General features: G+C 51.0%; 9 protein-coding genes and 1 tRNA gene. 3 read left to right on the top strand and 7 right to left on the bottom strand.

The genetic code is table 11. From position 1 onward, the window contains the following. Positions 1 to 307 precede the first annotated feature (307 nt). Positions 308 to 1,060 carry a 2,3-diphosphoglycerate-dependent phosphoglycerate mutase gene (gpmA, locus tag ACSZO4_RS17270; RefSeq protein WP_437890249.1) on the top strand — a complete coding sequence of 251 codons (753 nt, stop codon included), beginning with the start codon at positions 308 to 310 and terminating at the stop codon, positions 1,058 to 1,060. A gap of 199 nt (positions 1,061 to 1,259) precedes the next feature. Here the strand turns inward: gpmA and ACSZO4_RS17265 are convergent, their stop codons facing one another. The 4 genes from ACSZO4_RS17265 to aroG all read right to left on the bottom strand — a co-directional run bounded on the left by ACSZO4_RS17265 (position 1,260) and on the right by aroG (position 7,504). Next, a complete protein-coding gene (locus tag ACSZO4_RS17265; RefSeq protein ID WP_437890248.1) occupies positions 1,260 to 2,978 on the bottom strand; it encodes a pectate lyase in 1,719 nt (572 codons plus the stop codon). 13 nt (positions 2,979 to 2,991) lie between these two features. Further along, positions 2,992 to 4,077 carry a pectinesterase family protein gene (locus ACSZO4_RS17260; RefSeq protein WP_437890246.1) on the bottom strand — a complete coding sequence of 362 codons (1,086 nt, stop codon included), beginning with the start codon at positions 4,075 to 4,077 and terminating at the stop codon, positions 2,992 to 2,994. 10 nt (positions 4,078 to 4,087) lie between these two features. Continuing rightward, positions 4,088 to 5,668, bottom strand: coding sequence for a rhamnogalacturonan acetylesterase (locus ACSZO4_RS17255; protein ID WP_437890245.1), 1,581 nt, complete (start codon positions 5,666 to 5,668; stop codon positions 4,088 to 4,090). Between the two features lie 783 nt (positions 5,669 to 6,451). Then, complete coding sequence (aroG, locus tag ACSZO4_RS17250; RefSeq protein WP_437890244.1) at positions 6,452 to 7,504, bottom strand: 3-deoxy-7-phosphoheptulonate synthase AroG; 1,053 nt, start codon at positions 7,502 to 7,504, stop codon at positions 6,452 to 6,454. Positions 7,505 to 7,824: 320 nt separating this feature from the next. Between aroG and ACSZO4_RS17245 the strand changes: the two genes are divergently transcribed. Then, positions 7,825 to 8,196, top strand: a complete 372-nt coding sequence (locus ACSZO4_RS17245) for a YbgS-like family protein (RefSeq protein WP_437890253.1) — start codon at positions 7,825 to 7,827, stop codon at positions 8,194 to 8,196. A 128-nt stretch (positions 8,197 to 8,324) separates the two neighbouring features. Continuing rightward, positions 8,325 to 9,269 carry a CDF family zinc transporter ZitB gene (zitB, locus tag ACSZO4_RS17240; protein WP_437890242.1) on the top strand — a complete coding sequence of 315 codons (945 nt, stop codon included), beginning with the start codon at positions 8,325 to 8,327 and terminating at the stop codon, positions 9,267 to 9,269. Here zitB and pnuC read toward each other — a convergent pair. The 3 genes from pnuC to ACSZO4_RS17225 form a co-directional block, all read right to left on the bottom strand. Continuing rightward, positions 9,266 to 9,985: a nicotinamide riboside transporter PnuC gene (gene pnuC / locus ACSZO4_RS17235; RefSeq protein WP_437890241.1), complete on the bottom strand. Its 720-nt coding sequence runs from the start codon at positions 9,983 to 9,985 to the stop codon at positions 9,266 to 9,268. The two genes, zitB and pnuC, sit on opposite strands and share 4 nt — an antisense overlap. A 36-nt stretch (positions 9,986 to 10,021) precedes the next feature. Continuing rightward, the gene (nadA, locus tag ACSZO4_RS17230) at positions 10,022 to 11,065 is read right to left on the bottom strand and encodes a quinolinate synthase NadA (RefSeq protein WP_437890252.1); all 1,044 of its coding nucleotides are present in this window, start codon (positions 11,063 to 11,065) and stop codon (positions 10,022 to 10,024) included. Positions 11,066 to 11,601: 536 nt separating this feature from the next. Beyond that, a tRNA-Lys gene (locus ACSZO4_RS17225) sits at positions 11,602 to 11,677 on the bottom strand.

Genomic DNA, 11,677 nt, shown 5'->3' with positions numbered 1-11,677 from the left:
CAGTAGAAAAGCCGGGGCAGAAAGACAGGAAAATATCGCGATCGCGACCTGCGGTCGCTACAAAAACAAAACCCCACAAAAAACGTGGGGTTCGTCAGCAATCTGAACCCTCCGTCCGGAGGGTTTTTTTTAGCCATATTGCTGAAATATCGGCCAGTTACCGACAAAATGGTAACCACTGATTCACAAGCATCTTACACTCCGCGACTATTTTCGCTATGGTTAAGGGTAATCGTTGCCGCTGGTCATCCCAGGGCAATATAATGAGAATTGTTATCATTCAATCAGGCTTATGAGGAGTAAGTGTATGGCTGTAACTAAGCTGGTTCTGGTTCGTCACGGCGAAAGCCAGTGGAACAACGAAAACCGCTTCACCGGTTGGTATGACGTTGATCTGTCAGAGAAAGGCGTTAGCGAAGCAAAAGCTGCGGGTAAGCTGCTGAAAGAAGAAGGCTTCAGCTTCGATTTTGCTTATACCTCTGTGCTGAAACGTGCCATCCACACTCTGTGGAACGTGCTGGACGAACTGGATCAGGCCTGGCTGCCGGTTGAGAAATCCTGGAAACTGAACGAACGTCACTACGGTGCGCTGCAGGGTTTGAACAAAGCCGAAACCGCTGAGAAATACGGTGACGAGCAGGTTAAACAGTGGCGTCGCGGCTTCGCGGTAACGCCGCCGGAACTGACCAAAGACGACGAGCGTTTCCCGGGCCACGATCCGCGTTACGCAAAACTGACCGATAAAGAGCTGCCGCAGACCGAAAGCCTGGCGCTGACCATCGAACGTGTTGTGCCTTACTGGAACGAAACCATTCTGCCGCGTCTGAAAAGCGGTGAGCGCGTGATCGTTGCCGCTCACGGTAACTCCCTGCGTGCGCTGGTGAAATTCCTCGACAACATGGGTGAAGACGAGATCCTCGAACTGAACATCCCGACCGGCGTACCGCTGGTGTATGAGTTCGACGAAAACTTCAAACCTATCAAACACTACTACCTGGGCAATGCTGACGAAATCGCAGCAAAAGCGGCAGCGGTTGCCAACCAGGGTAAAGCGAAGTAATTCTTCGTCTTGCATAAAAAAGCGTGGAGCAATCCATAATGCTGGTCACTTAAGGTGACCAGCATTTTTTTATCCGGCTATTTCCGCCTTTTACCCTCAGTTTCCCTGGATAACTTCGCTCTCTTCTCCCCGGTAATATCAGCCATCTGACCTGCTCATACCGCGTTTAGCACTCCATATGTACCATCGAAATTAAAAACTATTTTTTATTATTAGGTTTAAGTTGTTCTCCTGATTTTAATTCAAATAGTTCATTATCTCGTGTAGAAATTCGTACGCTGCCATCAGGCATAAGATAAGCGCCTTCGGTAAAGCCAGAACCATTCAGAAATGGCGCTACGGCGTCGGCTTTATTCTGTAAAGTCGCTTCAAGTGCCAGCAGGGCGTAGGGGTCAATATTATCAATACTGGCATATTGTACTTGCTGATCCCTGACGAAAAAGCCATTCAGGCGATGACTGGCCAGGATGTTGTCCGCCACTTTTTGCGCCACATCGAGATAGGCCTGGACTTTGGTTGCCTGCCACAGATCGAGCAGCGCAAAAATAGCACAGGCGTCACTGTTACTGGTGGCTAAATTGACCTTCACATTTTTACCATTCGGCTCACCAATATCCCCCAACCCCTGTCCTTGCGCTATGCCTCGTGCCACTTTCCAAAGCTCACTATCCTGCTCTAAGGTGTAAGCCCTGGCGTAGGAGAGCAGGAACTCGCTCCCTGCGGTATAAGGCTTGAGAATCGTGCCCTTTTTACCATAGTAACCCTCACGCGGTATCGTGTAACTGGAGAGGTCTGTTCCATTAGCCAGCAGCGGGCGAAAAGTATTATTGCTGGGATCGTAGGCATAATGAGCAAAGGCTTTTAGCCCATCCAGAGTCCACTTTTTAATCTCATTACCATCCTGACCCAGAGATTTAGCAAGCGCCAGTTGCATCAAAGCGTTTTCTGAATAAATCGTGCTGGTACGGCCTTTCAGCAGCATATTACCTTCAAGAGCATCGGGGCCAAATTCCGGGCCGAACTGACGCTGTGCGCGATCGCCATATTTAGAATTAGTATCGCTGTCATCGGTGGTTTCCGCCCGTTTTAACGCCTGGGTGAACTGATATACGCCGAGCCCCGTTTTTTTATCCCGCGGCAGAACATATTGCTGCGCCAGACGCTTCGCCCAGACCAGCGCGCCGGGTTCATTATTGTATTTGTACAGTAGAGAAGCCGAATAGATCAGATCGTTACCTGCATTAAGGAAACTTAGCCCCTTAGTGGCAAAAAAGGGTGGTTGTTGCGTGAAGTCATTCGCCCAGAGCTTGCCTTGCGTCTTGCCATATTCTCCATGGCGGCTGGTTTCCAGGATATTCCAGTCATAAACATGCGCATTCCAGAAACTGCGAATAAAGCGCACGGTCGCGGGCTTATCAACGGTAAACATCAGTTCATACCAGGGATAAGCGTTCTTTAATTCATGAACCTGCTCTTTTTCACTTGGCCCTTCCGGACGGAGGGTTTTTAAGTCGATAAAGCGATGGCCTCCCCAAATCAACAGGCCGCTTTTATCCTGATAATTGGTGAAGTAATAACGAACGTTATCTTCCGCACGCTTTTTGTATTTATCATCGCCGGTCAGATTGCTAAGACCAACCAGGACGCGCATCAGGTTCTGCTGAGCAGAAAAATTAGACAAAACCGCGGTGTGACCGTCGGGAAAAATCCATTCCATCTGCTTGCCGGTGCGCGGATCGATACCGTTGGCGAGTAGCGGAGAAGGTGCGGTCGGGTGATATTTATCTCCCGCTTTGTCCAGCACGTTATCGGCAAAAGTTTTGACCGCCTGTAAACGCTGGCTGTCTGCTGCGTAAACGTTATTGCAAGCCAGCGCGATCAAACAGCAGCAGGCGCTAAAAGTGAAACGACGATGCATAATGATTCCCTATTTATTTCAGCAAAGCCGGCTGCCAGCCGGAGAAAATGGTTTTGAGGTTGTACTGCGCCGCGTCAACGGCGCTTAGCTGGTAATGCTCCCCGCCCTGACCTGCTCCTGGGCCACGGTTGGAGAACTCATAAAAGCGGCTGTCCTGCGGATAAAACCAGATTTTTTCTCCGGCTTTATCTTTACCGGACATTTTGTCCCAGCCGTAGATATGTTCATCTATATCGCAGTCAATAAATGCGGCAAGCCCTATCGCCTCGGGATCGGCATAACGCCCATCGCTAAACTGGGTCGTTGGATGCCAGGGACGGCCCAGCGCAAAGCTTTTGGCCGGAACGCCGGCTTCTCTGCTGATTTTGCTGTTTATGAAGATCAGGCCATATTTTGCTGCTGATGCCGTCGAGGGCGCGGTGATATACCCAAGCGGTGATGAAATATCGGTGCGGTTGCGGGCAATAATGTCGCAACGTTCAAAGACGGCGATACCGGAGCCAAAAATAAAATCAACATGGCCGGTCACGATACAGTCTGTAAAGTAACTTCGGCTACCGCTTTTGCTGTAAAAAGTGTCCTGGTAACCTTCCAGCTTCACGCGACGAAAACGCGCTTCATCCACGTTATCCGCGATCATCAGCGCAACCGCCTGGGTATCTTTCAACTTACGTGGATCGCCATCAGGCAAAGACTTATTCGCGGGAAAGTCAAAGCTGTTGCGAATCGTCAGATTCTCCATGGTGATACCGCTCGCTTGCACCTCGACGGTGCTGGTGCGGCTTGTACCGAGCTTATTGCCGCTGCCATCCAGAGCACCTGCTGGCGTGTCGGCTTCAATAATGGTGCCTTCCTGTGACTCACCGATTAGGGTCACCGGCCTGTCGATAACCAGCCGTTCCTGCCAGTGACCGTCTTTGATCAGGATTCGCCAGGGCGTACCCTGCATCGGGGCGGCTGATAGCGCCTGGGAAATCGTCGCGTATTGACCGACCTGCGGCGTGGCTGAAACGATAGCATTCCACGGTGTCTGCTGAGTCGGTAAAGCATAAACGCTACTGCAGGCCAGGAGGGTGCTGGCAAAGATTATTCTTTTCATCGCTTGATCCTTAAGGATTAAGTTTATCGGCTAAATCTTGCAGTTGAGGTGTCTGGTAAATACGCTGGACGACAAGTTGTGCCACGGCTTCCGCCCCTTTTTGCTGAAAATGGGTGGTATCAGGGTTGGTGCGAACCCCAGCTTTCTGGGTTTTATACCAGGGATAACGTGGATCATTAGCGTCAACTGCCAGCCAATAATCCATCCAGTCATTAGGATGGGCGTTTGCAAACGCGATCGTCTCTTGTTCCAGATCGATTAATGGCACCTGGTTTTGCTCGGCGGTTTGCTTAATCGTCTCGATATAATCACCGCTGAACATATAGCCAGGTTTTGCCGGAGTATGATGGCTGCTGACAACAACATCCTGAACACCATGCTGATACGCTGTTTTCCCTGCAGCATTTTTTACCCGCGTCGTCGGAGTAAAGAGCACAGGAATAGCACCTTTTTCGCGGGCTATATTTATATAACGCTCCAGCGAGTGCTGGAATGACAACTCTGGATGCCCATGGGGATACTGTGGCTTACCATCAGCGTTATTCGGGTAGGTACAGAGGTTGCGTACATCGGCAGCGCCTCGAATCGGCTTCTCACCGTCGCAGTTTTGATCGTTGTGGCCGTGGGCAATAAAAACATAATCGCCGGGCTGCAGATAGCGGCCCATTTGCTGATACCAGCCTTCATTATAAAAATCCCGACTGGATCGCCCGGCTCGTGAGCCGTTCAGAACCACAATGCCTGAATCCGCGCGCAGTCTGCTTTGAAATACCTGCCCCCATCCCATTCGCGGCAGACGGCTCACTTCATAAGTGGCTGCCGTGGAGTCACTGACAATCAGAATACGTTTGGCTGCAGCGGTGATATTGACTTTATCTTGCCTGGCTTGTTTGAGATCGAATGGTTCCCAGGGACCACTATTTTGTAACCCGACGATTGGCCGGTAAGCACTATCAGTCAGTATGGTTGCTCCCGCTTCGCCGCTGTTATTATCATATCCACGATTGTGGTTAATCACCGACAGGATGGCGGTCATGGCATCTCCGGAAACAATCGGCGTTGTCACAGGATCTATGTGTGCTGATTCTACTCCCAGAGAAATAAATGCCTTCTCCATCCCCCGTCGAAAGTTAGCCAGAGGAGTGGTTAAAAGCTCGGGGTTTAAATCCGCGGGGCGGCCCTTTTCAACCCATTGCTGCGGGCCGATATACCCAAGCGCCCCCGCCACCTCGGAAACTAATCGATCACTGAACGGGGTGATATTGGCGGTATTGGCAGCCTCTTTTTGTACGCTCATGAGTAGCGAAGCCATACACCGTGCACGTAATTTATCGTTGTGCAGGCAGTCGGTCGTGACATCCGGGGCTTTGGCTGATAACAGTAGCGGCGGGTGCAGACCATCAATTACCACGGAATAACGGCCTGCATTATCGGTTTGTGTCGACAGATGCTGCCCGCTGCTGTCGGTGATCTGCACCAGAGCACCGCTGAAGGGGGCATCCGCCAGCACGACGCCCTGCAGTAAGGTATTGGCTTGAGCGGCTGTCGCCAGGGTGCAAAGCAGAGTGAGTAGTTTTATGCGTTTGTACATATTTTCATCCTGTTTGAAAGGGACTTTTCCCCACCGTGCCCCTATTTGTCAGAAAAAAACTTTAAATTCTTCTGAATAACAATGCCGACGATCCATTATTTTGAAATTATGTTCATACTACAGTGTGGTTTTACCATCGGCAGCCAGTATCTCTGGGGAAGTAAATCCCAGACACATGCCGGAAGTAATACTATTTATTAAGCCTGACGTCACTTATACCTCGCCATTCAATAAAATAGTGTGGGCGATCTATAAAAGAAGCCTGCACACTTCATTGACTTAATTGATTAATGAATAATATCAATTGATTAACTATGAAACGCATTTCTCCAAGGTGCTTTTATATGTTTAACACACTCCTGTTGTGATGGGGTGTTAATATAATCGCACCATTGCTAGTTATTTTTTAGCAAAGTTATTTAAAGTGAAAAATATAACCATAATGCTTTTATATATCCCTTTATAATCGCCCCTCTGATTTATGAATAAAAACGCTTAAACATAAATATGAAACGTCATTTTACACATTATAAAATAGCGTTTTGAGACATTCATCAAACAATTCAAAACTTTGATTAATCACAATGAATACGTATCTTACCGGCAAGCGTAAAGTGAGTGAGGTATTAACGGCTATTATCCGTGGCCATTTATAACCATGAACGGCCACACTTGCCCCTGAAATGCAAAACGCCCGATGATGTTCATCAGGCGTTTTACAGACAGAAAACTGTCAATCTATATCAGGACGAGTCATGAGCCTGATACACAATATCAAGTGTATTATTTACGGCGGGCTTTTACTGCCTCGGCCAGCTGACGCAGCGCCACTTCGGTATCTTCCCAGCCAATACAGGCATCGGTGACGCTCTTGCCATAAACCAGCGGCTCGTCGCTTTCCAGATTCTGATTGCCTTCCACCAGGTGGCTTTCAATCATCACGCCCATAATCGCTTTTTCGCCACCGGCAATCTGCGCACAGACATCCGTACCTACATCCATCTGTTTTTTAAATTGCTTACTGGAGTTGGCATGGCTGAAATCGATCATCACCTGCGCGGCCAGGCCTGCTTTTTCCAGCCCCTGCTTCACCTGGGCCACGTGCGCGGCACTGTAGTTCGGCTCTTTGCCCCCACGCAGAATGATATGGCAGTCACCGTTGCCGCTGGTGTTCACAATGGCAGAGTGGCCCCACTTGGTCACGGAAAGGAAGCAGTGCGGCGCGCTGGCGGCATTGATAGCATCAATCGCCACCTTAATGGTGCCATCGGTACCATTTTTAAAACCTACCGGGCAGGAGAGGCCTGAGGCCAGCTCACGGTGGACCTGCGACTCGGTAGTACGGGCACCGATTGCGCCCCAGCTCATCAAATCCGCCAGGTATTGCGGGCTGATCATATCGAGGAACTCACCGGCCGCCGGCAGACCGCTGTCATTGATCTCCAGCAGCAGCTTACGTGCGATACGTAACCCGTCGTTGATCTGGAAGCTGTTGTCCATATGCGGATCGTTAATCAGCCCTTTCCATCCCACGGTGGTACGCGGCTTTTCAAAATAAACGCGCATCACCACTTCCAGTTCACCTTTCAGCGCTTCACGCAGGGTAAGCAGGCGCGCCGCATACTCTTTTGCCGCGGCAGGATCGTGAATAGAGCATGGGCCAATGACCACTAACAGGCGATCGTCTTTACCCTGCAAAATCTGATGGATTGCGCTGCGTGCCTGAGAAACCGTATTCGCGGCGGTCTCAGTGGCGGGGAATTTCTCAAGGAGTGCTACAGGAGGTAATAACTCATTGATCTCTTTAATACGTAAGTCGTCGTTCTGATAATTCATGATCGTTCCAGCGTTACCATACTATTTTTTAATGAATGCAATCCATCCAATCTAACTTGTCGGCCAGGGAGTGTAAACGCGATTTTACACTTCGGGCAGAAAATTCCTGGAATAACGCTAAAAAACGTCATTAAGTAGCGAATAACGATTCAGATACTACACTTTTTAAGTGTTAGTTCTTTATTTTTAATTTATATCAATATTCCATGCTATTAGTTATTTTAAATGCGAAATTTTTCACCAGTGAGCGTAACCACTCGTTCGCGCCCGTCTGACCGGTGCTAATCCCGGAAAATGACGACAAGAACAGGAGCATCATGATGAAAATGAATAAATTAGCGGTACTTTGGCTGACGACAACCCTGACCCTGGCAAGCGGCGCTGCGCTTGCTGCGGACTCAACATCGCAAACCAATAACGGCCAGGCCAACGCGGCAGCAAGTGCAGGCCAGGTTGCGCCGGATGCAAAAGCCAATCTCGCGCCGAACGACGGTGGAACCCAAAGCGGCACGATGCTGCATCCTCAAAACAGCCCCGGCCACGGGATGAGCGATGACAGTCTGACCAAAGACCAGATCCACAAAAACTCGCAGTGTAAAGACGGCAAGTGCCCGGATATTAACGACAAAATCCAGACGGGTAATGGCATCAGCAACGATGTGAACAGCAACACTGATGGCACAACCCAGTGATGGCGTCAGGCCAACGCGGTGAATAATCAGAGGAGGGCTTCGGCTCTCCTCAATTTTTTCTGCCGCAGAGCAAAAAGATCTGCAATGATGTAAGACGCTGATAACGCCTTTGACACAGGATGCTCAAGATGGCGCACTCCCATTCACACGCCGACCCTCACCCGCCTGAAGATGCCAATTCGCGACGCCTGTTGCTCGCCTTTTGCGTCACTGCGCTGTTTATGCTCATTGAAGTGGTGGGGGGATTTATCTCCGGCTCGCTGGCACTTCTGGCTGATGCCGGCCATATGCTTACCGATGCAGCAGCCCTTTTCTTCGCCCTGCTGGCCGTTCATTTTGCCCGCCGCCCTCCCAGTAGCAGACGCACCTTTGGCTGGTTACGCCTGACCACTCTTGCCGCCTTCGTTAATGCCATTGCCCTGGTGGTGATCACGCTGTTTATTGTCCGGGAAGCCATTGCGCGTTTCTATCATCCGCAGCCCGTAGCGGGTGCGACCATGATGACCATCGCAGTGGCAGGTCTACTGGCCAATATTGTCGCCTTCTGGCTGCTACACCGCGGAAATGAAGAGAAGAATCTGAATGTGAGAGCGGCGGCATTACATGTGCTGGGCGATCTGTTGGGCTCCGTAGGGGCGATCCTCGCCGCGCTGATTATTATGTTCACCGGCTGGACACCAGCCGATCCGATATTGTCAGTTCTGGTTTCACTGCTGGTGCTGCGCAGCGCCTGGTCACTGTTGCGGGAGAGCGTCAACGAGCTGCTTGAAGGGGCTCCCGTGACCCTGGATACAGAAGCGATTAAGCGCCATATGCGCCGTTCAATTCCGGCAGTGCGCGATGTGCACCACGTGCATGTATGGCTGGTGGGGGAGAAAAAGTTGATAACGCTGCATGTGTGCGTTATACCGCCGCACGAACACGACGGCCTGCTGCGGCAAATTGAACACTTCCTGCAACATCACTATCAGATTGAGCATGCCACCATTCAGATGGAGTATCAGCCCTGTAACGGGCCAGAGTGCCATCTCAGCGAGATGCAGTCTGGCCACGCCCATTCACATCATCATTAGCGCGCAAACGCCCTGGAGCCTCGCTCACGGGCGCTCTTAATCCACATCCGGCTGCCGTTAAGCGCAATAAAGGTCAGCAGCATATATTCCAGCGACATCGCCCATACTCCCTGCAGGGCAAAGATAACCACGCTTATCAGGTTGATGATGACCCACAACAGCCAGTTTTCCACATACTTGCGGGTCATCAGGATCATGGCGGCAATCGACAGTACCATCATGCAGGAGTCCCAGAACGGGAAAGCATCCGGCTGCAGTTCGGGCATCGCGACGTTCAGCCCGACGGATTGCATCATGGACACCGCAATGCGGGTCAGCACGGCAAATACAGGGTCAATAAAGGCGGTCATCAGGCCAATAGCCACCACGCAGGCGGCTATCCAGCCAAGGGCTTTGGGTAATGGCAGCCAGCGGATCTGTAGAACCGCTTCATTGGCGGTGGTTTGTCGCGACCAGGCGTACCAGCCATAGATATTGGCGGCGAAGAAAAACACCTGCAGCAACAGGCTGGCGTAAAGCTGGATCTGGAAGAAGATAATGGCAAACAGCGTGACGTTGATTAAACCAAACGCATAGTTACTGATTTTCTCAAGGCTGGCGAGCCAGATACAGAGCAAGCCGGCCAGGGTTCCCACCGCTTCAATCCATGAAAGATCGTAGCCACCGGTACCGATCGGGATATGTACCAGTATGTTTTGCGTGCTAAAAAAATCCATCTTCTCTCCTGAGCGAATTCCTGGGCGTAACAAAGGTTAAGGACGTAGTGTAGCCGCAAAATCTAACATACGGTTCAATGGCAGTAACGCCCCTTCGCGCAATGCGGCATCCACATGGATCTCATGGGCCGCTCCGCCATTCTCCAGGCCCTCGGCAATGGCTTTTAAGCCATTCATCGCCATCCACGGGCAGTGCGCGCAACTGCGGCATGTCGCCCCTTCACCAGCGGTAGGCGCTTCCAGTAGCTCTTTGTCCGGCACGGCCTGCTGCATTTTGTAGAAGATCCCCCGGTCGGTGGCGACAATAAGCTGTTTATGCGGCAAGGTTCTGGCCGCGTTAATTAACTGACTGGTCGAACCGACGGCATCCGCCAGTTTCTCCACCGAATGCGGTGACTCCGGGTGAACCAGAATGGCGGCCTCGGGATAGAGCGCCTTCATGGTCGTTAGCGCCTGGGTTTTAAATTCATCATGCACAATACAGGCCCCCTGCCAGCACAATACATCTGCCCCGGTCTGCTTTTGCACATAGCTGCCAAGATGCCGGTCCGGCGCCCAGATAATTTTCTCCCCCAGGCTGTCGAGATGCTCAATTAATTCAACGGCAATGCTGGATGTCACGACCCAGTCCGCACGCGCTTTCACCGCCGCAGAGGTGTTGGCGTAAACCACCACGGTTCTGTCCGGATGGGCATCGCAAAATGCGCTGAACTCCTCAATAGGGCAGCCCAAATCCAGCGAACATTCCGCATTGAGGGTCGGCATCAGGATGGTTTTTTCCGGGCTGAGGATTTTGGCCGTTTCGCCCATAAAACGCACACCGGCCACGAGCAGCGTTGAGGCTGGGTGCTTTGCCCCAAAACGCGCCATTTCCAGCGAGTCAGAGATGCAGCCGCCGGTCTCCTCAGCCAGTTGCTGAATCTCCGGATCCGTATAGTAGTGCGCCACCATGACCGCATCACGCTCTTTCAGTAAGCGTTTGATTTTTTCGCGATAAAATTGTTTCTCGTCCAGATTGAGGGGCAACGGTTTTGGCGGGAAAGGATAAATTGCAGCTTCAGGATCAAAGATTACGCTCATCATGCTTACTCGTTTTACTGGCTTAACAATAGTGCCTTACTTTGACGATGGCAGGCTAAAGACAGGCAAATAAGTTTTATATACTAAACACGATAGCCGATTAAAGGCGAAAAGTCACCGTAAATGAACGACGGGGTGGAGCTCAGGGGGCATTCTGGAATGGTTGTGTATTGCAGATAGCAAAAAAGCGCCGCCAGCGCCATTTTTACATTGGTGGGTCGTGCAGGATGACCCGCTTCGCTCGCCCTTCGGGCCGTCGCCGCAGGCGGCTCCGTTGTCTATCTTCGCTACTCGTCTCATCCTGAGACTCGCCCTTTGGGCAACGCTACGCATTGTGCAAAATTGTTCCCGACAATTTTGTCGACCCGAACCTGCTGCAGGTTCGAATCTTGTATATCGCAGATAGCAAAAAAGCGCCTTTAGGGCGCTTTTTTACATTGGTGGGTCGTGCAGGATTACTCGCTTCGCTCGCCCTTCGGGCCGTTGCTGGCGCAACGTTATCCTTCACGTTTACTATTGTTGACCACTTTAAGTAGTGGTGGGTCGTGCAGGATTCGAACCTGCGACCAATTGATTAAAAGTCAACTGCTCTACCAACTGAGCTAACGACCC

It is taken from the genome of Phytobacter sp. V91 (assembly GCF_965644225.1).
Classification (GTDB): Bacteria; Pseudomonadota; Gammaproteobacteria; order Enterobacterales; family Enterobacteriaceae; genus CBFFRJ01.
Note: the sequence above shows the minus strand (reverse complement) of the source record. Positions and strands in the feature narration are given on the sequence as shown.